Raw genomic sequence first — 25379 nt, forward strand, 5'->3', positions numbered from 1 at the left:
GTCTCCCTTAATTTTTAACCGCTTAAAAAAATATCAGCGAAATCAGTGAAATCAGTGTTCCAAGACAAAATCCGCTTTAATCCTGAGAAGAGGCCACACCCCGTTCGCGAAGGTAGGCAGCCGAAATATTACGGATGGTTTCCTCCAGTGGGCGGAACTGAAACCCCGGTAAGGCGGCTAAGATCTTTTTGTTTTCATAGTACACCTTAAGCTGTGCTGTATGGGCAGTTTCCCTGGTAATCAGTGGTTGCTTGCCGGTAAATAGCCCTTTCACCTTTTCAAGCCGCCATACAACTTCTGCCATCCATGGTTTTGCAGCAATATGGGGCGGTTTTTTACCAAGCGCCTGTGCCATCGTGGTAAATAATTGCAGGTAGCTCCAGTTGTCGGCCGACAGGATGAACCGTTGCTCACTAATATTGCTGTCCATCAACCGGATCATGGCAGTTACCACGTCTTCTACATCTACAAAACCGTTTACACCCTGTGTATAATAAGGGAATTCCTTCCAGGCGTTTTTGAGCAGGGAGCCGGAACCATCGTCCCAGAATCCGGCGCCCAGGATAATGGAAGGATTTACCACCACAGCTTCAAGCCCTTCTGCAATACCTCTCCAGACTTCCATTTCTCCCTGGAACTTACTGATGCTGTAGCGGGAATTGTTTTTACTGTCTTCCCACTCGCATTCCTCATTTACAGCAGCCCCGGGCTTTGCCCTCCCAATAGCCGCTACAGAGCTTACATACAACAACTTTTTAACCCCTGCATCCAATGCCATGTTCACTACATTGGCGGTGCCTTCAACGTTAATTTTCAGGAGCCGGTCTTTGTCTGCGGCCTGAAAAGAAACTACGGCAGCACAGTGATATACCTGTGTTACACCTTGCATGGCATCTTCCAGGGCGCACACATCCAGGATATCACCCGGTAGCCATTCTATTTTATCTGAAATATCCTGCAACCGGGGAGAAGGTTGTTTGCGGTACAATGCTCTCACAGGTTTCCCTGCAGCAACCAATGCCCTTATTAAATGACTACCCAAAAAACCTGTACCGCCGGTTACTAAAATCATGAAGACTAAAATTCTTTTTCTAAAGAAGGTTCAAAAATAACTAAAACCTGTTATTGTTCGTACCTGTAAAAACCCAATCCTGTTTTACGTCCCAGCTTTCCTTCCTTCACCCTTTGTTCCTGCAGTGCATTCGGTTTAAAACGGGGCGCTTGCTCAAAGGCATCGTACAGCGACTGTGTTACTGCCAGGTTGATATCGTTACCTATAAGGTCCATTAATGCAAACGGGCCCATTTTAAACCCGGCAGCTTCCAGCAACTGGTCAATAGTGCTGAAGTCGGCCAAACCTTGTTCTGCGATATGCATGGCCTCCAGGTAATAATGCCTGGCCACCCTGTTCACAATGAAGCCGGGGGAGTCTTTCACCCTTACCGGTACTTTTCCCATTTTCTGCGCCAGCTCATAGATGGCTTCGGCCACTTCCGGGGCTGTTTCTTTTCCGCTTACTACTTCTACCAGTTTCATCAGGTGTGCAGGATTAAAGAAGTGCATTCCTACCACCCTCGATGGGCGAACATTAACGGCGGAAGCAATTTCAGAAACAGACAGGGAAGATGTGTTGGAGGCAAAAATAGTTTCGGCGGAATTGATAGCTGTGAGCTGGTTGAAGAGTGCGGTTTTGGCGGTTATCCTTTCTACAATAGCCTCTATGATCACATCGGCTACGCATTCGTTGATATTACTGGTAAAACGAAGCCGCTGCAGCACGCCGGCTTTATCTGCAGGGGTCAGTTTACCTTTTTCTACGGCTGCTGTCAGGCTCTTCTCAATCTGTGCACTGGCCTTGTCTAGACCATCCTGCCGTATATCAAACAACAAAGTAGTAAATCCGCTATAGGCTGCTATCTGTGCTATCCCGGCACCCATAGTACCGGCGCCGCATACGGCAATAGTTTGAATCACTTTTTGAGGTTTTTCATCCGGTTTTCACATGAATGCAGCGGAGAAATTCCGCTGCATTTATGTGAAAACCAAATAGCCTGGTAATAATATTTATACTGCCCCTTCAAACTGCTCCAGGAAACGGGTGTCATTCTCAGAGAACAGGCGCAGGTCTTTGATCTGGTATTTCAGCATGGTGATCCTTTCTATTCCCATCCCAAAAGCGAAGCCGGAATATTTTTCAGGATCTATCCCACAGTTGGCCAGTACCTTTGGATGTACCATTCCGCAACCGAGGATTTCCACCCAGCCGGTTTGTTTACATACATTACAACCGGTACCCCCGCAGATAAAGCATACAATATCCATTTCTGCGCTTGGCTCCGTGAATGGGAAATAAGAAGGGCGGAAACGGATACCCGTGTTTTCGCCAAACATTTCCTGAACAAAGTGATACAGTGTTTGTTTGAGATCTGCAAAAGAAACATTCTCGTCTATATACAATCCTTCTACCTGGTGGAAGAAGCAGTGCGCGCGGGCGGAAATTGTTTCGTTACGATATACCCTTCCCGGGCTGATAATGCGGATAGGCAATTTACCCTCTTCCATTACCCTTACCTGGGCGGAAGAAGTTTGGGTACGCAGCAGCCAGTCGGGATTCTTACTGATAAAGAACGTATCCTGCATATCACGGGCCGGATGGTTTTCCGGCAGGTTCAACGCAGTGAAGTTGTGCCAGTCGTCCTCAATTTCCGGGCCCTCGGCAATGGTAAAGCCCAGCCGCTCAAAAATGCGGATGATCTTATTCCTAACCAGGCTGATAGGATGCCTGGTGCCCAGGCGGTGAGGAGCTGCCGGCAAAGTATAATCTATATCGCCGGCATCGGCGCCATCAGCTTCTTTCAGGTCACTGAACTGCTCATAGCGGGCCTCTGCGAGTTGCTTAAATTCGTTTAATATCTGGCCAAACTCTTTCTTACGGTCGTTTGGCACCTGTTTCATCTCCCCGAAAAGAGCTTTCACAATACCTTTTGTACCCAGGAATTTTATGCGGTACTGTTCCAGATCCGCTGCGCCGGCAGGCATAAAAGCCGCTATTTCTTCTTTGTAGGCTGCTATTTGCTGTACTAACTGTTCCATAAACAACAAAGATAAGCGTTTAGGCGTAAACTGGCGAGGTTTCCCCCCTGCTCCTTTTTTGCCGGAAATGACGTATATTTTCGTGAGCAAATCAAGAGGGTTATGCCTGTCACTATAAACACTGTTATGCTGTTACTGGCTGCAGCCGGCATTATCATTCTTTTTCTCCTCTCCCTCCATTACCGTTCCCGTTACCTTCTTCTCAAAGGCAGTAGCGAAGCTCTGATCCGGAAAAACCACCAACAGGAAGAAGCAACCCATCTTTTAAGCCAGCAGCTGACAGAGCTTAAGCTCGTAAATCTGAAGTCGCAGGTAAACCCCCATTTCCAGTTCAATTGCCTCAACGGTATCTATACCACGCTAATGATGGGGGAAACCGCTCTGGCACAGGAATATATTGCCCGGTTTGCCGGCTTGCTGAGAAAAGTATTAATGCTGGCAGATAAGAATTTTATCCCGTTACAGGAAGAAACGGACATGCTGGAACTTTACCTGAAACTGGAACAATTACGCACCAATAACGGGTTTGAGTATACGCTCTTTATCGATCCCCGGATCGCTGCAATGCAGCTGTATGTACCCTGTATGCTGGTACAGCCTTTCGTGGAAAATGCCATCTGGCATGGGCTGATGCATAAGGATAAAAACCGGCACTTACAGGTTCAGTGGATACAGCTGGCGCCTAACGTATATACCTGCGAAATAACAGACAACGGCATAGGAAGAGTGCAGGCCCTGCAATATCATCATGACGGGCTGAAAAGCGGCAACCATCACTCCAGGGGCATGGAAATATGCATGGAAAGGGCCACCCTTTACCGCGACATGTACCATAAACAATTCAATATTGAAATCTCCGATCTGCCTGGCGCAGGGAATACCGTGGAAGGCACCCGGGTATGCATCACCTTCGAATCCGACCCGGCAATGAACCATTAAAAGATCAGCTTATATCCCACCCCACGGATATTTACAATCTGAACACGGGAGTCATCTTTCAGGTACCGGCGGAGCTTCGTAATAAATACGTCCATACTGCGGGCATTAAAAAAGTTATCATCTCCCCAAAGATCCAGTAACACAGCTTTACGCTCCATCACTTCATTCTTGTTGTCGTATAAACGGCGTAAAATAGCAGCTTCGCGGTGCGACAGGAATTCAATGGAATTATTCCTGGTAAGGGTTTGCTTGGTATAGTTAAAGATGTACTGGCCAATGGTCACTGCGCCTTCTTCCATCTGGCGGGCGCCGGGATTGTCGCCAAAGCGTTTCAGCAGTGCTGTAATACGCACTATCAGCTCATCCATACTGAAGGGCTTTTTCAGGTAATCGTTTCCGCCCAGTTCAAATCCTTTCACCACATCGGCCGTTTGCGACTTGGCAGTCAGGAAAATGATGGGGGTGAATTTATCCTGCTTACGGATTTCCGCGGTCACAGAAAAGCCATCCATATTAGGCATCATGATGTCCAACACCACCACATCAGGGCGTTCCTGCTGATATATGCGCAGTCCTTCTTTACCATCGGCTGCATACAACATTTCGAACCCCCTCATTTCAAGGCTGTCTTTCACGATTTGTCCGAGCTGTACCTCATCTTCTATCAATAATACTTTGGGCATAAATCTCTTTTATATGGTTAAGCAGAAGGGATGATAATCGTAAATTCACTGCCTTTATCAGGCTCACTTTGCACATGGATGGAGCCGCTATGCATAGCCACTATTTTCTGCACATAACTTAATCCCAGGCCGAACCCCTTTACATTATGCAGGTTACCGGTGGGCACCCTGAAGAATTTATCAAAAATATTACTCTGGTATACCTTAGGAATACCAATACCATTGTCCTTCACCCTGATCTTTAAGATACCATTTTCCAGGCTGGTTTGCAGGTACAATTGTACATTCTCCCCTGAATATTTAATGGCATTATCCACCAGGTTGTTGACAGCATTGGCTAAATGGGTTTTATCCACGTACACCGTTTTACCCGCCAGGTTATTATCATATCGGACCTGGAGCTGTTTTCCGGCTTTCAGCTGGTGATTGGAAAGTATGTTGTCAATTACTTCATTCAGGTCTGTTTCTTCGCGGAACAGTTCTATATCTTCTTTCTCTTCGGCAGCAATATGCAATACTTTCTCCACGAGGTCGGACAAGCGCTGCAGCTCATTCTTTGAGATGTCGAGATAGGTTTGTGTTTTACGCTGATCGTTCAGGGCATTGAAATTCTGTAATGCCTCCACCGCTGCAGACACCGTGGCAATAGGCGTTTTCAGCTCATGCGTCATATTGTTGATGAAATCATTCTTTACTTCCGACAGCTTTTTCTGTTTCAGGATGGTTCTGAGCATGTATATAAAACTGAGGGTAGTAAGTACCAGTAATACCAGTGAGCTGAGCAGGGTCCAGATCATCTTCTGTAAAATAAACTGCAGGGGAGAATCGAAGCTGGCCTGTACAAACAGGTTACTGGCAGGATTAAAAGGGATCTTGGCTGTTTGCCTGGGCTCTCTGCGCCGGATACTGTCCCTGAATGTTTCTCTTTCAAAGCCGCTATAGTTCAGGTGGAAGGTATCCAGTTCATAAGGCGTGGCAATTTGCCGGTTGGCCAGCTCCACTTTGAATACAGAGTCCAGTTTTTTAAGATTGGTACTATCGTTATGTAAGTTGCTGGTAATGAGGAATTCAGAGATCTGCCTCGCCAGTGTATCCACATATACCGTGCTGGGCGAGTCGCCCGGGGTAGCTTCTGTAGGAGGAGGGCCGGGGTAACGGTCGAAGCGCTGGCTTTTGAAATGACGGCCCCGGGGCATCCCGATTTCTTCCAGCTGGTTGGCCAGTCCGCGCATGGGCAGCTTCAGTGAGTCTTTATCCTTTCCAAAATAGCGGATATAGCGGCGTACATCAGAAAACTGTTTATTGAATACTGCCATCCGGAGCGATTCATTGATCTCTTTATTAAACTGCTCCTCCCTTAATTTGTAAGAATTATACAGCCAGTACCCCTGGAACAGAAATATGCCCAGGATACAGACAGACATGAGGATGAGAATATTTCTGATTCTTTGTCGCATGAAAGATTTTAAGATCCTTACAAAACTATCCATTCCGCAGGGAAAACAAGACAATCCCTTAACAGTAATTAACAGTAAATAAGGAATATTAACGCTTACAGACAGCCCTTAACAGTAAATAACAGTAAATAAAGGTTTTTAACCGAAAAAATGAAAACGAAGGTCCACTTTTGTGCTAATAAAATCAATCAGGTATGCATCGAACTATCCGTTTATTCATTGCAGCTGCTACGCTGCTGGCTGCCACCACCCCGGTATTTGCACAACAATCAGGTATTATAGAATATGAAGTAACTGCTAAAACAGACCCGGAGCGGATGCGCGGTTTCCAGCGGGGCGGTGATGATGCACCCGGAATCCCGGATGTTATCACCTTTAAGCAGGTATTTACTTTTAACAACAACATCGGCAAGCTCACCACGGAACGACCGGAAGGCGGCGGTTTCGGCGGCAGAAGACAACGCCCCGAAGGAGATACCTCGGCCCGGCGCGGACCACGGCCAGGAGGCATGGGAATGGGAATGGGACGCGGCGGAGGCTTCAACGCACAGTATGTAGACCTCGCCAATAAAAAGTATGAGCAGGTGTTCAGCACCTTCGGCGATGATAAGAAAACTTATTACACAGAAGAAGACTATATCTTTTCCGCTAATAACAAATCGTCTGACAAAACCAAAAAGATAGCCGGGTATACCTGCAAAAAGGCCACCATACAGCTGAAAGACGATACCTACACCGTTTGGTATACCACCGAACTGCCGTTCAGTTTCTCCCCGGTGAACGGATTATTACCCGACAGTAACGCCGTAGTGCTTTCCGCCGAAGGCAGCAGACGCGCTTTCACCGCTAAAAGCGTTAGCCTGAAAGCTATAACAGATACGGATCTTGCCTTACCTGCCGGTGCAGAAAAAGTAAGCCAGGAACAAATGAGGGAAATCAGGAAACAGGAAATGGAGAAATTACGTAAGCGGCAACAACAATAAATAAATTTCATCCTAACTTTCCCCTTCCTGTTAATTTCTATTATGAAGATACTTATACAACTCTTGCTGGTACTGGGTTTGGGCATTGTACATGTGCAGGCCCAGGCCCAACAAGGAAAGATTAAAGGCCAACTGACTGACTCAACCTCCAGGGACCCCATGCCCGCTGCCACGGTAGTGCTGTTGAATGCAAAGGATTCCAGCGTTGCCACTACCACCATGACAGACAATAAAGGCAACTTTGAACTCGCCAATGTAGCGGACGGCGCATACCGGCTGTATGTAAGTTTCCTGGGCTATAAACCCATCAACAGATCATTACAGATCAACCAGGATCATAAGGAATTATCCCTCGGCAACATCCCGATGGTGCTCAAAGGAGTAAACCTCAATGCCGTGGAGATACTGGATGAAAAGCCCCCTATTGTAGTAAAAAAAGATACCCTTGAATTTAATGCCGATGCTTTTAAAACCCGTGAAAATGCAGTAGTGGAAGACCTTTTGAAGAAACTTCCCGGTGTTACGGTAGATAAGGACGGCGCTATTACTGCGCAGGGAGAAACTGTCACCCGGGTGTTGGTAGATGGCAAGCCCTTTTTTGGCAACGATCCCAAACTGGCTACCAAAAATCTTCCTGCAAATATTATTGACAAAGTACAGCTGATAGATCGCAAATCAGACCAGGCACAGTTTACGCAGATCGACGACGGACAAACAGAAAAAACGATCAACATCACTATTAAAAAAGATAAGAAGAAAGGATTGTTTGGCCGCGCCACTGCCGGCTATGGTACAGACGATCGCTATGGCGTGTCCCTCAGTTTAAACCGCTTCCGGGAAAACCAGCAAATGTCGTTGCTCGGCGGAGGTAATAATGTTAACAATATGGGCTATACCCAACAGGATGCCATGAGCTTCAGCTCTGCCGGCGGCGGAAGAGGCGGAGGACGTGGCGGGGGCGGACGTGGTATGCAAATGGCCCTTGGCGCAGGCAACAACAGCGGTATCACCCGTAACTGGAACACCGGTCTCAATTTCAACCAGGACTTCAGCAAAAACCTGATCGTTAATGGCAGCTACTTCTTCAATGATACCAAAAACAACGTAGAACAAAAAACAGCGAAGCAAACATTCAGTACCGATAAACAAGATAACGCCACTACCAATTACGATAACACCAGTTCCACTTCGCAAACAGACAACAGCAACAACCGCTTTTCTGCCAGGGTGGAATATACAATCGACTCCCTTCATTCATTGATATTTTCCCCGACATATTCCCTTACAAACGGCAACAGCTATAGCGTTACAGATAACCTGTCGCTGAATACCAATAAGGATACACTGAACAGGGGACTTACCTATAACGATGGTCAGGGCCATAATGAAAACTATGGCGGCTCCCTGTTGTTCCGCAAACGGTTCAGAAAACCAGGCCGCACACTCAGCGTTAATTTCAATTACAACAACAGTGATAACGACCAGGAGAATTATGTAAAGTCCAGCATTAACTACGTTTCTGTTGATAGCCTCGTTAACTTTAATCAGCGTAACCAGATAAACACCAACAGCCGCAACGAAGGTGTGAACCTTACTTATACAGAACCGCTGGGCAGGGATCGTTTCCTGGAAGCCAATTATGGCATCACCAAATACAACAGCAACAGCACTAAATACACCTACGATTACGATGATGGGAAAGGAGAGTATAATATCATGAACGACTCGCTGAGTAATGCTTTTACCAACAGCACATTGAACCAGCAGGCCGGCTTTGCCATACGTACCAATAAACTGAAGTACGATTACTCCATCGGGTTGAATGTATTGTTCAATAACCTGGACAACAACACCCATTCCTTCCTCACGGGGAAAGACAGTCTGATCACACAACACACGGTTAACTTCTCTCCGCAGGCATCTTTCAATTACACATTTTCAAAGAACAAACGGTTACGGGTAAACTATAACGGAAGCACCCAGCAGCCCTCTGTACAGCAACTGGCGCCGGTTCCCGACAACAGTAACCCGCTGTATATTCAATTAGGTAATCCCGACCTGAAGCCGTCGTTCAACAACAACCTGAGCGTTAATTACAACTCGTTTAACAATATCACTTTCAGGGGACTGTTTGCCCGCTTGAACGGTGGGTACACAGTAAATAAAATTATCAATGCCACCACACTGGATCCTGAAACCGGTAAACAAACCGTAAAACCGGTAAACGTGAACGGCAATTTCAATGTATCTGGCATGGTGCATAACTCCATCCCTTTGTCTAAAACACCAGGACAAAACCTGAACACCGGAACTTCTGTGGGTTACAGTAAAGATGTGATTGTAAGCAATGGCAGAAACAGCAGCACCAATACATTTCAGCTGTCGCAATCGGCCAATGTGAGCTATATGTACAAAGAGCTTTTTGATATTTCACTGGGTGGCAGCATCAACTACAACGCCACCAATTATTCACAGGCTAGCGCCGGTGCAAGCGATACCCGTTACCTGGATTATAACATCAATACAGACTTCAACATCAATCTGCCACTGGGTTTCATGATAGGCAGCGATATCACCTGTACCATGAGCCGGGGCAGGCAGGCAGGGTATAATCTTACCTCCACCATGTGGAACGCCAACATTTCAAAGTATGTATTTCCTAAAAAGCAGGGGATGATCAAGGTGCAGGGTTTTGATCTGCTGAGACAATATATCAGTGTATCCCGCACCGTAGCAGACAACTACATCCAGGATGTTCAGAGCAATGTATTGCAACAATACTTCATGGTAAGCTTCACTTATTTCCTGAACAAGTTTGGTGGCAATACAGGCAGGGGCGAAAGAGGCAACCGCATGGGATTCCCACCCGGAGGCGGTCGTGGAGGAATGAGACCAAGAGGATTCTAGTTAACCATTTATAATAAAAAGGGGTTATTAATCATCACAGATTAGTAACCCCTTTTTTTATCGGTGAATTATTTAAATAGACATTGATCTTCTGGGAGCCCTTACCCGCTTCAGGATCCAGGAGAGGGTAAAAGTGGGGATAAAGTCGGTTCCCGGGAACAGTTCTTCCATGAAGTTAAAAACACTGCCGAAAGTACCAATGGTGCCGCCAAACATGCGATAGAAAATAATAGCAGAAATGGGGGCCCAGATAAAATCGCTTACATCTCCTAATACCGGCACCGCATAACTGGCGCAGCCCAAAACATCCATCAGGATGCAGATCCACAAACTGGGAGTATATTTTTTTTCCATTTTCAACCTCCGCTTTTCAATACATAAACAAATTACTTACCAAATTTCGAAACTACCTGCAATCTACAATATTAACGCGGGATGAGTGCGGTTGGTTTTACTGGAAAAATAAAATGCGTATTTCCACGTTATTTTTGCTCCTAAAAGGAGTACCACGCTTGTAAGTACGCATAATTTCGACTACATTGATGGCAGTTTTAAAGCAAACCTTTTTATGCATCAGGAAAATTCACGTCGCGATATGATTAAAAAAGTGGCCACTATGGCATTAGCATCCACTGCGTTATCATCCCTTTCCAACAGGGTGTCTGCCCACGACCAGGCAGTAGACGAAAAACTGAAAGGAAAAATCAACCACTCGGTATGCGCCTGGTGTTACAATATACCACTGGATGAATTGTGCAAGGCCGCCAAAAAGATAGGCATTAACTCCATAGACCTTGTTGATCCGAAGGACTTCGACATCCTGAAGAAGAATGACATGATCACCGCCATGGTGGCCAGTAATGGGCCGGATTGGGGTATCACCAAAGGGTTTAACAAAGTAGCCCACCACGATAAACTGGAAGAGTATTTTAAACATTATATAGATGAAACTGCGAAAGCCGGTTTCACTAACCTGATCTGTTTTTCAGGTAACCGTGAAGGCATGAGCGACCAGGAAGGTATTGAAAACTGTACCAAAGGCCTGCAAAGGGTGGTTGGCTATGCAGAGAAGAAAAAAGTGACCCTGGTAATGGAGCTGCTGAACAGTAAAGTAAACCACCACGACTACCAGTGCGATCATACTGCCTGGGGCGTAGAGCTCTGTAAATCAGTTGGTTCTCCAAATTTTAAGCTGCTATATGATATTTACCATATGCAGATCATGGAAGGAGATGTAATCAGCAACATCCGCGAATACCACGAATATATTGCGCATTACCATACCGGCGGCGTACCAGGTCGTCATGAAATTGACGAAACCCAGGAGCTGTACTACCCGGCTATAATGAAAGCGATCTATGAAACCGGCTTTAAAGGACATGTGGCACAGGAGTTTATTCCGGCTCATAAAGACCAGATCGCATCTCTTCGCCAGGCCATAAGCATCTGCGATCTCGCTTAAATTCATAAATATATCCTACTTTCGCGGACCAGTCTACCAAAGCAGTAGGGTATACAATATGAATCAATATTATAAAAAGCCTTTATCATGGCTGCTCAGCGAGTCGGCCAGTGAAAACAAAGATACCCTCAAACGTACGCTGAATGGCTTTCAGCTGCTGATGCTGGGCCTGGGTGTTATTATCGGTGCGGGGCTGTTTTCCCTTACAGGGCCCGCAGCCGGTAATAACGCCGGACCGGCAGTTACCCTTTCTTTCGTGGTGGCTGGTGTTGGCTGCGCCTTTGCCGGCCTTTGCTATGCTGAATTTGCATCTATGATTCCGGTAGCGGGGAGTGCATACACTTACGCCTATACGACTATGGGCGAGCGGCTGGCCTGGATCATAGGGTGGGACCTGGTACTTGAGTTCTCTGTAGGCGCCGCCACAGTGGCCATTAGCTGGTCCAACTACCTGGTGGCGTTCCTTGCAGGTTACAAAATATACATCCCCGCACAGTTTTCACATTCTCCCTTTGAAACCATCACCCTGGCCAATGGCGTAACAACGCACGGCTATTTCAATCTTCCCGCCGCACTGATAATCATACTGATGTCGGCCGTCCTGATGCGGGGCACCAAAGGTTCTGCCATATGGAATGCAGTGGTAGTGTCGCTCAAAGTAGGCGTAGTGCTCGTTTTTATTGCCCTTGGCTGGAAGTATATACAGCCGGCCAATCTTACCCCTTACATCCCTAAAAACACGGGCAATTTCGGCGAATATGGCATATCAGGTATTCTGCGCGGAGCCGGGGTTATCTTCTTTGTGTACCTGGGTTTTGATATTGTGAGCACCGCCGCCCAGGAAACCAAAAACCCACGGCGTAATATGCCCATAGGCATACTTGGATCGCTGGCTGTTTGCACGGTCCTTTTCATCCTGTTTTCACATGTGCTCACAGGCCTGGCGCCTTATAAAGAATTCAAAAACAGTGCAGCTCCTGTAGCCATCGCCATCGCACATACGCCCTACAAATGGCTCGGACAAATGATTATACTGGCTATCATAGTAGGATATACTTCCGTGATCCTGGTAGATCTGTGGGGACAATCGAGGGTGTTTTACAGTATGTCTAAAGATGGATTACTGCCAAAGATATTTTCTGATGTTCATCCCCGTTACCGTACTCCCTGGAAATCGAATATCCTTTTTTGCGTGTTTGTAAGTTTATTTGCTGCATTGGTGCCTATAAGAGTAGTGGGGGAGATGACCAGCATTGGTACACTGCTGGCGTTTGTGATTGTATGCGCTGGGGTTTGGATCATGCGGTATGCTATGCCGGATGCTCCGCGGGCATTTAAAACGCCATGGGTACCATTTGTACCCATCATGGGTATTTTAACCTGTGCTGTTATGATGGCCTTCCTGCCCTGGGACACCTGGCTACGTCTCATTGTATGGATGGCAATAGGTATGGCGATCTATGAATTTTATGGTAAGCAACACAGTAAAGTGCGCAACCAGCTGAAAAATTAATATTTCCAGTCTTGCCGCAATACCCCCATCACCACCATATCCACATACTGCCCGTGCAGTTTGGCACTATGGCGTAAAGTACCTTCCCTGGCAAATCCCAGCTTGATCGGGATTTGCCCGCTACGCTCGTTCTGCAGCACAAAGCGGATCTCTATTTTATTCAGGTACAGCTTTTTAAAGGCAAAGGAAATAAGTCCTTTGCATGCGGCGGTAGCGATGCCTTTCCGCTGGAATTCTTCTCCTATCCAATAGCCTATTTCTGCTTTCTGCAGCTGGTGGTCCCACCCATGCAGGTCAATCACTCCGCAAAACTGGTTTTTATACCATACGCCTAATGCAATAGCTTCCTGTTCTTCGGCTTTGCGTAACATCAGTTCTATAAAACGAAGAGAGTGCTCTTCATTGGTATTGTAATCTACCCAGGGTAAAAACCTGCGCAGACTTTTGCGTGATACATCCAGCTGTTTATATACCAATGGGGCATCCGGGGCCTGTAATTGCCGTAGGTATATATCTTCATTAACGGTTATTTCGAACATAACTGGATTTAAAAGGGTGCTAAACTTACACCGATTTCCTGTAAAATCCAATTAGCACGCAGTAAATAGCCGCTGACCTTTAGTCCTGTTATATGGAACTAAGAGCCAGCGGCTGTTTATTCTCTACTTATTACCATTTACTGTTTCGCTAACAACTGTTGCTTTGCCATATCTCTTACTACCTGCTGAGCATATAATACGGCCATTCTTTCTGTTGTTGGCGGATCGAAAGACTGCGACTGTACAGAGTACAGCATTTGTCCGCTCTTCATATCATACAGGTTGGCTTCCCATTGATATTTGGTGTTATAGGTATAGTATCCGGGAGCATACATCCTGGATGACCACATTGAGTAATAAGGCCAGAAGCCATAATAACCGTAGGGCGAATAATTGGGAACAAAGTTTCTTTCCCTGCCTTTATCCAGCATTACAATAGTCATGATCTGGTTTACATCACTGCCCTGTAACTGCTTCAACACCTGCTTTTCTGTCATTTTAGCCATGTCGTTGGGACCATAGGTTTGCAGTGCGGATACAGCATTATACCCTTTTTTCCTCAGTTCCGTTACAGTATAATTTTCCATCTGACTGCGCAGCGTACGGTCTTTCTGAGGTACCAGCGCCATTACCATTATTTTGTTATCCTTTTGCAGTTGCTGTGCATCATTTGAACGCCAGGAAGACGTTACTTTGGTGCTTGAACAGGCTGCCATGGCCATGATTGCAAATCCTGCCATGATAAGACCCAGCTTTTTCATATTCCCTCCTTTAGTTTTATTAGTTTATATCTATTAGACGTAGAACCGGGCAATTTGTAACATGCACATGATAGTTTTAACAATTCTTTGAGACTTGTTAATAATTTGCTAATGAATGGCTTACACACAATAAAAAAGGCATGCCGTTGTGGGCATGCCTTTTAAGTATAAATGCTTCTTATCAGTAATTGATTACCTGCTCTTCTATAGCTGCAGGCAGTTCCCTGAATTTGTACAGTTGTGTACGCAATTGTGGTTCAAAACCAGCTTCACGGATAGCCTCCTGTATAGACAGGTAGGTAAATCGGTGAGGGGCTCCGGCGGCACTTACCACGTTTTCTTCGATCATGATAGAACCAAAATCGTTAGCGCCGGCATGCAGGCAAAGCTGCGCCACCTGCTTACCCACGGTTAACCAGGACGCCTGGATATTTTTAATGTTCGGCAACATGATGCGGCTCATGGCAATCATGCGGATATATTCTTCAGCCGTGGTCATGTTATGTACGCCACGGATCCTTGCCAGCAGGGTATCTACATCCTGGAAGGTCCAGGGAATGAAAGCGGTGAACCCGTAATGCCCTTCCGGTTTTTCGCTTTGTACCTGCCTGATGTCTACCAGGTGCTCAAATCGCTCCAGCACTGTTTCCACGTGGCCGAACATCATGGTGGCGGAAGAAGCAATGTTCAGCTTATGTGCTGCGCGCATTACATCCAGCCATTCCTGGGCGCCGCATTTACCTTTAGAGATAAGACGGCGTACACGGTCGTTCAGTATCTCTGCACCGGCGCCGGGAAGACTGTCCATTCCCGCTTCCTGCAGCGCGCGAAGCACTTCTATATGCGTACTTTTTTCCAGCTTGGTAATATGTGCCACTTCGGGGGGGCCGAGTGTGTGTAATCTTAACTCGGGATATAGCTGCTTCAGCTGTTTGAAGAGATCTACATAAAAGCTGAGGCCCAGTTCCGGGTGATGCCCGCCCTGTAACAGCAGCTGATCACCGCCATACTTAAGGGTTTCATCGATCTTCCTTTTGTACTCTTCGATGGGTGTAATATAGGCCTCCTTGTGGCCGGGAATACGGTAAAAATTACAAAACTTACAGTTTGCCGTACATACATTGGTGGTATTAACGTTCCTGTCTATCTGCCAGGTTACCTTTCCGTGCGGAACCTGCTGCTTGCGTAACTCATTGGCTATTTCCATTAATTCGGCCAGCGGAGCATTTTCAAACAGGTAAACGCCCTCTGCTGCTGTCAGAAACTCAAAGTTCTGCGCCTTTTTGTATAAATCCTGAAGTTCCATATGCATTTTTCTAACCCTGAATAACTTTAACAAAGGTAGTATTTAGGCAATTACCGCCTGTAATAAAAATATTTTATACGAACACTATTTAATGTTAAATTTATAGCAATACACATTCCCTGCATCAACCACGTATGCTTAAACCAATTCTGTTACGCTTCATGCTGCTTCTGGCAGCCGCCGGTACATCAATGAGCACTAAAGCCGGAAATGCCACGTTCGATAACGATAGTACTCGCGAAGCTATGCTGATCACCCGCTTCCACTTCAAGCAATACTATGGGGGAGTAGTAGTTGTGCAGGCACTGGTAAGCAACTACCCCGATACCCTTCAGTTTATCCTCGATACCGGCAGTGCAGGCATTTCACTGGATACAACCACCTGTCTCAGGCTGGGCATAGCCATGGAACCTTCCGACCGGATCATCAAAGGGCTCGGCAGCTCTAAACCCGTTTCCTTTGCACGGCACCATTCTCTGAAGCTCCCCGGCCTGAAGGTTGATAGTCTTGATTTTCATATCAACGACTATGAACTGATCAGCCAGGTGTACGGCATACAGGTAGATGGCATCATCGGATACAGTTTGCTGAGCCGGTATATTGTTACGATCGACTATGATACAGAAGAAATTATCATTTACTCTAAAGGAAAATATACTTATCCCAAAGGAGGCCAGCTATTACGGCCATCTCTCACACAGATCCCGTTAATATCCGCCCCGTTGAAAAACGCCGTGCGCACCATCACCAACCGCTACTATTTCGATACCGGCGCAGGTATGTGCCTGTTACTGTCCTCCCAGTTTGTGAACGATAGCAGTGTATTACAGGGCAAAAGGCGCCGCGCCAAAAAGATCATACAAACGGAAGCCCAGGGCCTTGGTGGCAAAATGACCATGTCGCTCACCACCGTAAATGAATTCCGGATCGGCAATTACAGCTTCCGGAATGTGCCGACTTACGTGTTTGACGATAAAAGCAACGTTACCGCATATCCTTTTCTTGGCGGAATGATAGGGAACGATTTGCTACGCCGTTTTAACATAACGCTCAATTACAGCAAGAAGGAAATATACATGCTGCCCAATACACATTTCCGTGATATGTTCGACTATTCCTACACAGGCCTGATCATTTACCTGATCGACGGAAGGGTAGAAGTAACCGATATCATCAAAGGATCGCCTGCTGAAAAGGCCGGCTTCCGCACGGGCGATATTATCATGGGCATCAACAACAACCTGGGCCCCAACCTCCAGCTGTTCCGCGAACTGCTCAAAAATATAGGCACCCGGGCTACCTGCCTGATAAGCCGTGATAAAGAACTTCTCATTAAAAAATTGCCAATAAAAAGTATTCTTTGACGTTATTTGTGTCATGTGGCGCTTTTTATTGACAGTAACCATCTTATACAGCTTTGCCCTAATGCCTGCCCATGCCCAGCGCAGAGGCTCGTCAGCACCAGCAACAGATAATTCAAAGCCGGTAGCCGTTATTCCCTTTGAGCTTATCAACCGGCAGGTGGTTATTCCGGTAGTTGTTTCCGGTAGCGCAGATACCCTTCATTTTATTTTTGACAGCGGGGCGGAAGTTACTGTATTGCACACCAATACGGCCGCCAAACTACAGCTGAAAAATGCCGGCAATGCCTTTCTAACCGGCACCAACAACGCAATGGCCAAAACAGAACTGGCCACCATCAATGCCATTTACCTGAAAGAGCTCCGCATTCCGTATCTGAAAGTATACCTGGAAAACCTCAGCACCCTTGGCCCTGTGGACGGGATCATAGGCATCGCCTTGCTGAAACTGTATATTGTAAAAATAGACTACCGCTCCAAACAACTGGTACTTTATAAATCAGGGAAAACACCCGTTGGAAATACCGGCCGGTTACTGCATTTTCAACTTAACTTCAGCACTCCTGTGATTGATGCATCTATCCAGCTGCCGGATGGGCGCCGGTTACCCGGTCATTATCATATTACCACCGGTGGCGACTATGGTATCCTTTTTAACTGGCCCTATGTAGATAAATACAAACTCAATACCCTGCTTCCCACTATCAATACAGACCGCGTACAGGATATGCTGAAGGTATTGTACTATATCAATAGTTCCGTGCCTTCACTCGAAATGGGAGGCCGCAGCATTCCCAATGTACCGGTAAGCTACAGTAAGGACATCGACGACCTGGGGGTATTTACTGAAGTAGCCGGCTCCATTGGCTATGATATCTGGAAAGACTATACCCTTATCATTAATTACGACAAAAAGGAGCTGTACCTGGAGTAGCTTTTTGCTGGATTGGGCTAAAAGCTTACGGTAATTCCCTATTTTTACCGTATTGACCAATAAAAAGATATGATCCATTATAATAAGTTTACGCTGGCAAACGGACTGAGGGTGATTGTGCACGAAGACCATACTACGCCAATGGCGGTATTAAATGTACTTTATGATGTAGGAGCGAGAGATGAAAATCCGGCACAAACGGGCTTTGCCCACCTGTTTGAACACCTCATGTTTGGAGGATCCATCAATATACCCTCTTACGATGAACCTTTACAGATGGCCGGCGGTGAAAATAATGCCTACACTACCAGCGACCTGACCAATTACTACATCCAGCTGCCTGCAGAAAATATCGAAACAGCCTTCTGGCTGGAAAGCGACCGTATGCTTTCCCTGGCCTTCGATGAAAAAAGCCTGGATGTACAACGTAAGGTGGTGTCGGAAGAATTTAAGGAACATTATATCAATAAACCTTATGGAGATGTATGGCATAAAATGCGGGAGCTGTCGTACACTACGCATCCCTACCGCTGGATGACCATCGGGAAGGAACTATCCCATATAGAGAATGCGAAGCTGGAAGATGTAAAAGCATTTTTCTTTAAATATTACCGCCCGGTAAACGCCATACTTGCGGTAGGCGGCAACGTTACGGTAGACCAGGTAAAAGCCCTCGCGGAAAAATGGTTTGGCGATATCCCCTCAGGGGAAAAATATCAGCGCAACCTGCCGGTGGAACCGCCACAGACCGCAGCGCACAAACTGGAGGTAAAAGCCAATGTTCCGCTGGATGCGCTGTACAAATGCTATCACATGTACGCCCGTACGGATAAACGCTACTATGCAGCCGACCTGATCTCCGACATCCTGGGCGGCGGCAGTTCCTCTCGTTTGCACCAGGTACTGGTAAAAGAAAAAAAACTATTCAGTAATATTGAGTGTTATCATTTTGGCAGCCTCGACGCCGGCTTACTAACCATAGAAGGAAAGCTGGTAAAAGGCGTTAAAATGAAAGATGCAGAAAAAGGGATCCAGCTGGAACTCGAAAAACTGCAACAGGAAGTTATCTCAGAACGGGAATTGCAAAAAGTAAAAAACCGTGTGGAAAGTTTACTGGCCTTCGAAGACATGAGCTTACTGAACCGCGCCAACAACCTGGCCTTTTATGAACTGCTTGGCGATGCCGCACTAATGAACCGCGAATTTGAAAATTATGAGGTAGTAACTGCTGCCGCCATCCATGAAGAAGCGGCACTTCTTTTTGATGAAAAAAATTCAAATACGATTTACTATTACGCTGCCAGCTAGCACAGTGGCTTCATCCAGCCCTCACCCTTTAAATAACACATTATGAACAGAACGATTGCCCCTCCCATCAAAGATGCGGTGGATTTCGATATAAAACTGAAACCGTATGAACAGTACACACTGGACAACGGCATTCCGGTATATGTAATGAAATCTGATGAACAGGAAACATTACAGCTGGAACTGGTGTTTCCCGCTGGTACCTGGTATGAAAGCGAAAGCCTGGAAGCCACTGCTACCAACTTTCTTATGAAAAATGGCACCAGTAAACACACATCCCAGCAAATCAACGAAAACATAGATTATCATGGCGCTTACCTTAACCGTAATGCATACCATGAAAATGCCACCTATACACTTCATTGTCTTACCAAACACACGGAAGTACTGCTGCCGGTGCTGCAGGAAGTGATCCTCGACCCCGTATTTCCGGAAGAAGAACTGAACCTGTATAAACAGAACCAGAAACAAAAACTGGCCGTCAACCTGCTCAAATGCGACTTTGTAGGCAACCGCTTTATTGATAAATACCTGTTCGGCGAGTTCCATCCTTACGGCCGGGTAAGCTCTATGATGGCGTATGATGCCTTACAATCCGAAGGTCTGCAGGCCTTTTATAAAAAACACTATACTTACAACAACTGTAAGATCTTTGTAGCGGGTAACCTTCCAGCCAACATGATCCAACTGCTGAACCAATACTTTGGCACCACCAAATGGAATGGGGAAACGCACCTGGTAAAACTTGACCTGCCTATACAACCGGCTGAGGAAAAAAAATTCCGGATCTTTAATGATGAAAACGGTGTGCAGGGCGCCGTGCGCGTTGCACGTCATTTCCCTAACCGCTACCATCCCGATTTTCCCAAGATGCTGGTGTTGAACACTATTTTTGGCGGCTACTTCGGTTCCCGCCTGATGAGCAACATCCGGGAGGAGAAAGGTTACACATATGGTATCTATTCCCAGTTATATAACTTCCGGCAAACCAGCGCACTGAACATTCAAACAGAGGCAGGCCGTGATGTTTGCGAAGCAACGATCGATGAAATTTATAAAGAACTGCAGCGTCTCCAGCAGGAACCTGTTCCAAAAGAAGAACTGGATCTTGTGCGCAATTATATGATCGGCTCTATCCTTGGCGACCTGGATGGTGCATTCCAACTGATCCAGCGCTGGAAAAACCTTATTCTCAACGATCTTGATGAAAGCTATTTCTATAACAATATCAAAACAATTAAAACCATTACAGCCGAAGAATTACAGCAACTGGCCCAGCAATATTTTACACCAGGTGATTTTTACGAGCTTGTAGTGATTTAAAAAAATACATTTTTAACAAAAAATAAAAGGTTTCCATTAATGGGAACCTTTTATTTTTGGAGAACCTATATTATCCCCGACATTTAAACGCAACTATAATGGATTCCTTACCGGATTATATTACTATCAATAAGGAACTGTGGAATCAGCGTACTGGCGTTCATGCAGGTTCTGAGTTTTACGATATCCCCGGATTTCTTGCCGGGAAAAACTCGCTCAAAGAGATAGAGTTACCTTTACTTGGAACACTGCAGGATAAAAGGGTGCTTCACCTGCAATGTCATTTCGGGCAAGACTCCTTATCACTGGCCAGGATGGGAGCCGTCGTAACAGGCGTGGACTTTTCAGATGCCGCTATTACACTTGCAAATGAACTCACCAAACAGTCGGGGCTTGAAGGAAAAGCCAGCTTTGTTTGCTGCGATCTTTACAGCACACCGGATCATGTGGATGGTGCTTTTGATACGGTATTTACTTCTTATGGCACCATTGGCTGGCTACCGGACCTCGACAAGTGGGCGGCTGTAGTGAATCATTTTCTGAAACCCGGCGGCTCGTTTGTAATGGCAGATTTTCATCCTGCCATCTGGATGTTTGATAATAATTTTAAAGAAATCATCTATAGCTATTTCAACACTCAAACCATAGTGGAGGAAACAGAAGGCACGTATACAGATGGTGGAAGCAACATCCGGCATGCGTCCTATTCATGGAATCATCCATTGAGTGAAATCGTTTCCTCTTTAATTACTCAGGGCCTGCAGCTGCAGATATTCCGGGAGGTCGATTTTTCTCCTTATAATTGTTTTAGTAACACTATTGAAAAAAACGGGCGCTTTTATATCCGGGGAATGGAAGGAAAGCTGCCAATGGTATATGCATTTAAATTCTTCAAACCGTTATAACATGAAATCTTTTTTTATCTTTCTTTTATTGATTTCAGGCGCCATGGCGGCCTTCTCACAATCGCAGTCCGAACTGAATAAGCAGGCCGGCCAGGAATATAAAAACGCCGATAAAAAGCTGAATGATATTTACCAGCTGATACTGAAAGACTATGCGGCCAACAAAGCGTTCATCAAAAATCTGAAAGATGCGCAGCGGATCTGGATACAATTCCGTGATGCACAGGTTCAGGCCATGTACCCGGCTGCCGCTAAAAGCTATGGCAGTGTGTTTCCAATGTGCCGGGCCAATTACATGACCGAACTTACCAATCAGCGTACCGAAGCGCTGCGGGTATGGCTAAATGGGCTCCCACAGGGAGATGTATGCACCGGTTCCATCGGGGATAAGCAGGGGAACCAATAATCACTATTGTTAATATTAATATTTTATTAAATATAATTTGTATATTTGACGATCACACAGTACCTATGCGAAACCTGATAATTTTTCTTACGGTATTTCTGTGTTCGAAAGCGTATTCACAATCACCGCAACAAACAGCGCTGGACACACTTGAAAACCGCTACCAGCAATGCCTTGGCAGTAGCCGCGACATGTATAGCTGTGCAGTTACCTACTATAAGCAACTGGACAGTTTACTGAATACCACTCTTCAACATCTCTACTCGAGCCTTGACAGCGGGAAACAACAGCTGCTGCAGGAAGAGCAACAGGCATGGGAAACAAAAAAAGAAGAGTATTTTAAGAAGATAGATGAGCGGGTGGAAAAGATGCACAAACGCACCATGGAGGGACTGGATGATGAGATGATCTCTACGGATAATAAAGCTGCTTTTATCAGGGAAAGACTAACCACCCTGCTCAGTATTTAATATTTTCACTCCGTACAATGAATGCCACTGTACGGAGTGAAAAATATATTCAAAGCCGCTCCTGGTGCCTCAGCCAGCGCTCCGGCATTTCATTGTTGCTGGCCATCAGGTAATCGTTATATGCACAAGGCACAAATTCGCTGTCGGGTAGCTGCATCCACCAGCGCCCGGTTTTTTTGCTCTTCAGAAAAACGGTTTCTATATCGGAGAAGGCTATATGAAATTCCCAGAAAGCGTCGCGGTCATCCAGCAGGGCTTCTTTATTTTTCACTGCACGACCATCCATAAAATACCACATCATCTGCGAGATCTGCCGGGCAGTTAAGTGTTCCTTATCTTTCTCAGGGCGATAGCCATAAATGCCAAAAGAGGAGAGACGGCTGCTCATACCGGCATACCTGGCCAGGGAGCAGGCTTCTTCGCCACTGAAGCCGTTGGGTGAAAGCTGGTTGGCAGGGGCGTCTGTATGCCTGATAATGTTGATATCAAGACTGAACAGATCTGAATGGCGCAGTACCGGTTCAGCCTCCTCCATATTCTCCCGGATACGGCCAAGGCGGTAGCAGTCGAACCGGAGCTTATCCAGCGTTTCTAACATTCTCGGATGTACGAAATAACTCTGGAACCCGATATGATTATAATGCCGCAGGTAATTAGGTTGTTCAGTGAGTATATCCATCAGAAAGCGCTCGCTGCGTATACTGGAGTCTTCTTTCAGGTCTATCAGCGCATCTGCTACAGTAGCTTCAATAATTAGTTGCTGCGACGCATAGGCCTTATACTGCGGGTAAGTAAGATCATGGGAACCGCCGAGGATAATTACGGTTTTATTGGCGGCTAATAGCTCCGCTACTACTGTTTTCATGGCTGCATATGCATCTGCCAGGAAAGCGCCCGGCAGCAGGTTACCTACATCCGCCAGTTTAATATCGCGGTGCCAGTTATAAAGTCTGAAGAACTCTCTGCGTATGGCATCAGGACCGTAGGTGTTTGTTTTACCAGATACATCCCCTCTTTCCTCTCCAACTCCCAGCAGAATAATATCAGCTGCATCTATATCCGGATGGTGATCATCTTCGTATGCATCCACCACGCCTCCTACCTGGAACGGGTCGTATTCCTGGTCGTCGTTTAAAAATGCTTTTGAAACAGGATGTAAAAAATCCTGCAGATGCGAAAAATCTGCCATCAGTAATTTGCGTTTATTTGATGGCAAACGTACAACAAGAATTTAAAAAAAAGCAAACCAGGCAGATAAGGGCAGCGGTCAAAGCTACTATAACGGGAATTTTGTAGAGGTAAGGCTACTAGTTCTTGTGAATAATAAATTCGAATGGCTTATGCGACTTACGTGAAATTGCTTTTTCCAGCACTGTTCGTTTGTTGGTAATCCGACTCTTGTTACAATCCATAACTTCCATAACTGCACAGAGATAATCCATCGTCTCAATCAACGAAAGCATTTCGCTGATTTGTCTCACCGCAGATTGTATCTGCTGTTCCGTGTACCTATCTTCATGTAGCAGGATTAATAAATCTCTATCTACAGGTTTCATGAATAAAAAATTTGACTGTTCCCCGAAATAATGTTTGGCCAAGGTATCAAAGGATAGTTCAAAAAGATAAGGCAAAAATTGTTAGTTGTCAGTCGTTGTCAAAGTCGTCGTTGCTATCAAACAGATCTTCTTATCAGTGCATTCTTTTTTTATTCATGGTAGGACAGCCGCAATCGTTTTTCTTAAAAACTTTACATCCTTCCATCACTAAACATCCGCAAAGAAAAAAAACTACGATCCATTTTATACTTTTCATACTGCAGTTATATACTTGGCTATTTTTAAATCCCTTCTTTAAAGTGTTTACCTTTTCTTAACAATGCCCTTTTGTAATTTAAGCTAAATTCGTAAAAAATATTAAAATATTTGTCCACAATTATTCCGTCCCGAAAAATTTTAATCGTTCCCCTGGATTGGGGCCTTGGACACGCCACCCGGGATATTCCGCTCATTCGTGAAATGCTAAACGCAGGTTGTCAGGTTTTTATTGCAGCCGAAGGCAAACATGCTGCCTTGTTACAGCAGGAATTTCCACAACTGACCATACTTCCGTTACCTGGGTACCGCATTCAGTATGCACAAAAAGGGCAGTTTTTCGGGCTGAAAATCATCCAGCAAATACCCAAGATTTTCCGCTCGGTGAACTATGAACAGCGGTGGCTGAAGAAGATAGTAGCTGAGTATCAAATAAATGCAGTGATTTCAGACAACCGTTTTGGTTTATATCATAAAAATATACCTACTGTTTTCATTACGCACCAGCTTCTCATTAAAACGCCATTTGGTGGTTGGATAGAGCGAACCCTGCAGAAAATAAATTATCGTTTCATTAACAAATACAGCGCCTGCTGGATCCCCGATTTTGCCGGCAACAATAACCTCTCCGGCGAGCTGGCACATCCCGGCCAACTGCCAGGGCATGTAACTTATATCGGCTGCCTGAGCCGGTTCGAGCCCCAACCTGGCGTTGCCAAAAAGTACGACCTGCTGGTACTGATCTCCGGCCCCGAGCCACAGCGCTCCAACCTGGAAAAGCTGGTACTGGACCAGATCAAACAGCTATCTGTCACCGCACTTATCGTAAGCGGTAAACCAGGCACCCCGCAGCATGTACAGGTAGCCCCGGGGGTTACGCAGGTTAACCACCTCAATGCCAGTGAACTGAACGAGGCCATGCTGGCTTCTGATATGGTATTAAGCCGTTCCGGGTACACTACCCTGATGGATCTGGCCAAACTGAATAAAAAAGCAATCCTTATCCCTACACCTGGTCAGTCAGAGCAGGTTTACCTGGGCGAATACCTGATGGAGAAAGGGTATTTCTATTCCCTTCCGCAGGAACGTTTTCATTTGAAAACTGCACTGGACGAAGCGGCCCGTTTCCCCTTCCGGTCTTTTCACCATGAACAGGATATGAACCAGTACAAACAGGTAGTACAGCAGTTCGTACAATCCCTCTGATATTATTTCAAC

At 45.9% G+C, this 25379-nt stretch carries 24 protein-coding genes; 13 read left to right on the plus strand and 11 right to left on the minus strand.

The features are described 5' to 3' along the window. Positions 1–76 precede the first annotated feature (76 nt). The 3 genes from FN124_RS09495 to pheS form a co-directional block, all read right to left on the minus strand. Positions 77–1072 carry an NAD-dependent epimerase/dehydratase family protein gene (locus tag FN124_RS09495; protein ID WP_142684492.1) on the minus strand — a complete coding sequence of 332 codons (996 nt, stop codon included), beginning with the start codon at positions 1070–1072 and terminating at the stop codon, positions 77–79. A 50-nt stretch (positions 1073–1122) separates the two neighbouring features. Beyond that, a complete protein-coding gene (locus tag FN124_RS09500; protein ID WP_260607381.1) occupies positions 1123–1974 on the minus strand; it encodes a 3-hydroxyacyl-CoA dehydrogenase NAD-binding domain-containing protein in 852 nt (283 codons plus the stop codon). Positions 1975–2064: 90 nt separating this feature from the next. Next, complete coding sequence (gene pheS, locus FN124_RS09505; protein ID WP_142684493.1) at positions 2065–3093, minus strand: phenylalanine--tRNA ligase subunit alpha; 1029 nt, start codon at positions 3091–3093, stop codon at positions 2065–2067. A 102-nt stretch (positions 3094–3195) separates the two neighbouring features. On the opposite strand from pheS, the gene FN124_RS09510 reads away from it, so the two are divergent. Beyond that, positions 3196–4032 (plus strand): sensor histidine kinase, encoded by an 837-nt coding sequence (locus tag FN124_RS09510; protein WP_142684494.1) that lies wholly within the window; start codon positions 3196–3198, stop codon positions 4030–4032. Here the strand turns inward: FN124_RS09510 and FN124_RS09515 are convergent. Beyond that, a complete protein-coding gene (locus FN124_RS09515; protein WP_142684495.1) occupies positions 4029–4715 on the minus strand; it encodes a response regulator transcription factor in 687 nt (228 codons plus the stop codon). The two genes, FN124_RS09510 and FN124_RS09515, sit on opposite strands and share 4 nt — an antisense overlap. A 17-nt stretch (positions 4716–4732) precedes the next feature. Next, positions 4733–6172: a sensor histidine kinase gene (locus FN124_RS09520; RefSeq protein WP_185937143.1), complete on the minus strand. Its 1440-nt coding sequence runs from the start codon at positions 6170–6172 to the stop codon at positions 4733–4735. A gap of 194 nt (positions 6173–6366) precedes the next feature. Here FN124_RS09520 and FN124_RS09525 point away from each other — a divergent pair, with 194 nt between their 5' ends. Together FN124_RS09525 and FN124_RS09530 are read left to right on the plus strand one after the other, a co-directional pair. Further along, the gene (locus FN124_RS09525) at positions 6367–7155 is read left to right on the plus strand and encodes a GLPGLI family protein (protein WP_142684497.1); all 789 of its coding nucleotides are present in this window, start codon (positions 6367–6369) and stop codon (positions 7153–7155) included. Positions 7156–7197: 42 nt separating this feature from the next. After that, entirely contained in the window at positions 7198–10062 is a 2865-nt protein-coding gene (locus FN124_RS09530) for a TonB-dependent receptor domain-containing protein (RefSeq protein ID WP_142684498.1), read from the plus strand. Positions 10063–10134: 72 nt separating this feature from the next. Here FN124_RS09530 and FN124_RS09535 read toward each other — a convergent pair whose 3' ends face one another. Next, positions 10135–10416: a hypothetical protein gene (locus FN124_RS09535; RefSeq protein ID WP_142684499.1), complete on the minus strand. Its 282-nt coding sequence runs from the start codon at positions 10414–10416 to the stop codon at positions 10135–10137. Between the two features lie 262 nt (positions 10417–10678). On the opposite strand from FN124_RS09535, the gene FN124_RS09540 reads away from it, so the two are divergent. Both FN124_RS09540 and FN124_RS09545 read left to right on the plus strand, forming a co-directional pair. Continuing rightward, positions 10679–11524 carry a hydroxypyruvate isomerase family protein gene (locus FN124_RS09540; RefSeq protein WP_260607382.1) on the plus strand — a complete coding sequence of 282 codons (846 nt, stop codon included), beginning with the start codon at positions 10679–10681 and terminating at the stop codon, positions 11522–11524. Positions 11525–11582: 58 nt separating this feature from the next. Beyond that, complete coding sequence (locus FN124_RS09545; RefSeq protein ID WP_142684501.1) at positions 11583–13037, plus strand: amino acid permease; 1455 nt, start codon at positions 11583–11585, stop codon at positions 13035–13037. Here the strand turns inward: FN124_RS09545 and FN124_RS09550 are convergent. The 3 genes from FN124_RS09550 to mqnC form a co-directional block, all read right to left on the minus strand. Next, entirely contained in the window at positions 13034–13576 is a 543-nt protein-coding gene (locus FN124_RS09550; RefSeq protein WP_142684502.1) for a GNAT family N-acetyltransferase, read from the minus strand. The two genes, FN124_RS09545 and FN124_RS09550, sit on opposite strands and share 4 nt — an antisense overlap. A 137-nt stretch (positions 13577–13713) precedes the next feature. Next, complete coding sequence (locus FN124_RS09555; protein ID WP_142684503.1) at positions 13714–14337, minus strand: hypothetical protein; 624 nt, start codon at positions 14335–14337, stop codon at positions 13714–13716. Between the two features lie 181 nt (positions 14338–14518). Beyond that, a complete protein-coding gene (gene mqnC / locus FN124_RS09560; protein ID WP_142684504.1) occupies positions 14519–15643 on the minus strand; it encodes a cyclic dehypoxanthinyl futalosine synthase in 1125 nt (374 codons plus the stop codon). 134 nt (positions 15644–15777) lie between these two features. Here mqnC and FN124_RS09565 point away from each other — a divergent pair, with 134 nt between their 5' ends. From FN124_RS09565 to FN124_RS09595, 7 genes are all read left to right on the plus strand, one after another. Beyond that, entirely contained in the window at positions 15778–17007 is a 1230-nt protein-coding gene (locus FN124_RS09565) for an aspartyl protease family protein (RefSeq protein WP_260607383.1), read from the plus strand. Positions 17008–17068: 61 nt separating this feature from the next. Next, positions 17069–17938 carry a retropepsin-like aspartic protease gene (locus FN124_RS09570; RefSeq protein WP_185937144.1) on the plus strand — a complete coding sequence of 290 codons (870 nt, stop codon included), beginning with the start codon at positions 17069–17071 and terminating at the stop codon, positions 17936–17938. A 69-nt stretch (positions 17939–18007) separates the two neighbouring features. Continuing rightward, a complete protein-coding gene (locus FN124_RS09575; protein WP_142684506.1) occupies positions 18008–19246 on the plus strand; it encodes a M16 family metallopeptidase in 1239 nt (412 codons plus the stop codon). 42 nt (positions 19247–19288) lie between these two features. After that, entirely contained in the window at positions 19289–20569 is a 1281-nt protein-coding gene (locus FN124_RS09580; protein ID WP_260607384.1) for a M16 family metallopeptidase, read from the plus strand. Positions 20570–20667: 98 nt separating this feature from the next. Next, on the plus strand, positions 20668–21474 hold the full coding sequence (locus tag FN124_RS09585; protein WP_142684508.1) for a class I SAM-dependent methyltransferase: 807 nt from the start codon (positions 20668–20670) through the stop codon (positions 21472–21474). 1 nt (position 21475) lies between these two features. Continuing rightward, the gene (locus FN124_RS09590) at positions 21476–21880 is read left to right on the plus strand and encodes a lysozyme inhibitor LprI family protein (RefSeq protein ID WP_142684509.1); all 405 of its coding nucleotides are present in this window, start codon (positions 21476–21478) and stop codon (positions 21878–21880) included. 65 nt (positions 21881–21945) lie between these two features. Then, complete coding sequence (locus tag FN124_RS09595) at positions 21946–22350, plus strand: lysozyme inhibitor LprI family protein (RefSeq protein ID WP_142684510.1); 405 nt, start codon at positions 21946–21948, stop codon at positions 22348–22350. Between the two features lie 49 nt (positions 22351–22399). Here FN124_RS09595 and FN124_RS09600 read toward each other — a convergent pair whose 3' ends face one another. Both FN124_RS09600 and FN124_RS09605 read right to left on the minus strand, forming a co-directional pair. Next, positions 22400–23539, minus strand: coding sequence for a formimidoylglutamase (locus FN124_RS09600; RefSeq protein ID WP_142684511.1), 1140 nt, complete (start codon positions 23537–23539; stop codon positions 22400–22402). A gap of 118 nt (positions 23540–23657) precedes the next feature. Beyond that, positions 23658–23906: a hypothetical protein gene (locus FN124_RS09605; RefSeq protein WP_142684512.1), complete on the minus strand. Its 249-nt coding sequence runs from the start codon at positions 23904–23906 to the stop codon at positions 23658–23660. A gap of 513 nt (positions 23907–24419) precedes the next feature. On the opposite strand from FN124_RS09605, the gene FN124_RS09610 reads away from it, so the two are divergent. Further along, the gene (locus FN124_RS09610) at positions 24420–25367 is read left to right on the plus strand and encodes a glycosyltransferase (RefSeq protein ID WP_221887750.1); all 948 of its coding nucleotides are present in this window, start codon (positions 24420–24422) and stop codon (positions 25365–25367) included. The last annotated feature ends 12 nt before the right edge of the window (positions 25368–25379 follow it).

The organism is Chitinophaga polysaccharea (assembly GCF_902150045.1).
GTDB lineage: Bacteria > Bacteroidota > Bacteroidia > Chitinophagales > Chitinophagaceae > Chitinophaga > Chitinophaga polysaccharea_A.

Excerpts from the sequence above, each read along its gene's own strand:
- FN124_RS09605 (WP_142684512.1), bottom strand. The coding sequence starts at position 23,906 with ATGAAACCTGTAGATAGAGATTTATTAATCCTGCTACATGAAGATAGG.
- FN124_RS09540 (WP_260607382.1), top strand. The coding sequence starts at position 10,679 with ATGGCATTAGCATCCACTGCGTTATCATCCCTTTCCAACAGGGTGTCT.
- FN124_RS09595 (WP_142684510.1), top strand. The coding sequence starts at position 21,946 with ATGCGAAACCTGATAATTTTTCTTACGGTATTTCTGTGTTCGAAAGCG.
- FN124_RS09580 (WP_260607384.1), top strand. The coding sequence starts at position 19,289 with ATGAACAGAACGATTGCCCCTCCCATCAAAGATGCGGTGGATTTCGAT.
- FN124_RS09570 (WP_185937144.1), top strand. The coding sequence starts at position 17,069 with ATGCCTGCCCATGCCCAGCGCAGAGGCTCGTCAGCACCAGCAACAGAT.
- FN124_RS09525 (WP_142684497.1), top strand. The coding sequence starts at position 6,367 with ATGCATCGAACTATCCGTTTATTCATTGCAGCTGCTACGCTGCTGGCT.
- FN124_RS09565 (WP_260607383.1), top strand. The coding sequence starts at position 15,778 with ATGCTTAAACCAATTCTGTTACGCTTCATGCTGCTTCTGGCAGCCGCC.
- FN124_RS09510 (WP_142684494.1), top strand. The coding sequence starts at position 3,196 with ATGCCTGTCACTATAAACACTGTTATGCTGTTACTGGCTGCAGCCGGC.
- FN124_RS09555 (WP_142684503.1), bottom strand. The coding sequence starts at position 14,337 with ATGAAAAAGCTGGGTCTTATCATGGCAGGATTTGCAATCATGGCCATG.
- FN124_RS09550 (WP_142684502.1), bottom strand. The coding sequence starts at position 13,576 with ATGTTCGAAATAACCGTTAATGAAGATATATACCTACGGCAATTACAG.
- FN124_RS09600 (WP_142684511.1), bottom strand. The coding sequence starts at position 23,539 with ATGGCAGATTTTTCGCATCTGCAGGATTTTTTACATCCTGTTTCAAAA.
- FN124_RS09590 (WP_142684509.1), top strand. The coding sequence starts at position 21,476 with ATGAAATCTTTTTTTATCTTTCTTTTATTGATTTCAGGCGCCATGGCG.
- pheS (WP_142684493.1), bottom strand. The coding sequence starts at position 3,093 with ATGGAACAGTTAGTACAGCAAATAGCAGCCTACAAAGAAGAAATAGCG.
- FN124_RS09520 (WP_185937143.1), bottom strand. The coding sequence starts at position 6,172 with ATGCGACAAAGAATCAGAAATATTCTCATCCTCATGTCTGTCTGTATC.
- FN124_RS09495 (WP_142684492.1), bottom strand. The coding sequence starts at position 1,072 with ATGATTTTAGTAACCGGCGGTACAGGTTTTTTGGGTAGTCATTTAATA.
- FN124_RS09530 (WP_142684498.1), top strand. The coding sequence starts at position 7,198 with ATGAAGATACTTATACAACTCTTGCTGGTACTGGGTTTGGGCATTGTA.
- FN124_RS09575 (WP_142684506.1), top strand. The coding sequence starts at position 18,008 with ATGATCCATTATAATAAGTTTACGCTGGCAAACGGACTGAGGGTGATT.
- mqnC (WP_142684504.1), bottom strand. The coding sequence starts at position 15,643 with ATGGAACTTCAGGATTTATACAAAAAGGCGCAGAACTTTGAGTTTCTG.
- FN124_RS09535 (WP_142684499.1), bottom strand. The coding sequence starts at position 10,416 with ATGGAAAAAAAATATACTCCCAGTTTGTGGATCTGCATCCTGATGGAT.
- FN124_RS09515 (WP_142684495.1), bottom strand. The coding sequence starts at position 4,715 with ATGCCCAAAGTATTATTGATAGAAGATGAGGTACAGCTCGGACAAATC.
- FN124_RS09545 (WP_142684501.1), top strand. The coding sequence starts at position 11,583 with ATGAATCAATATTATAAAAAGCCTTTATCATGGCTGCTCAGCGAGTCG.
- FN124_RS09585 (WP_142684508.1), top strand. The coding sequence starts at position 20,668 with ATGGATTCCTTACCGGATTATATTACTATCAATAAGGAACTGTGGAAT.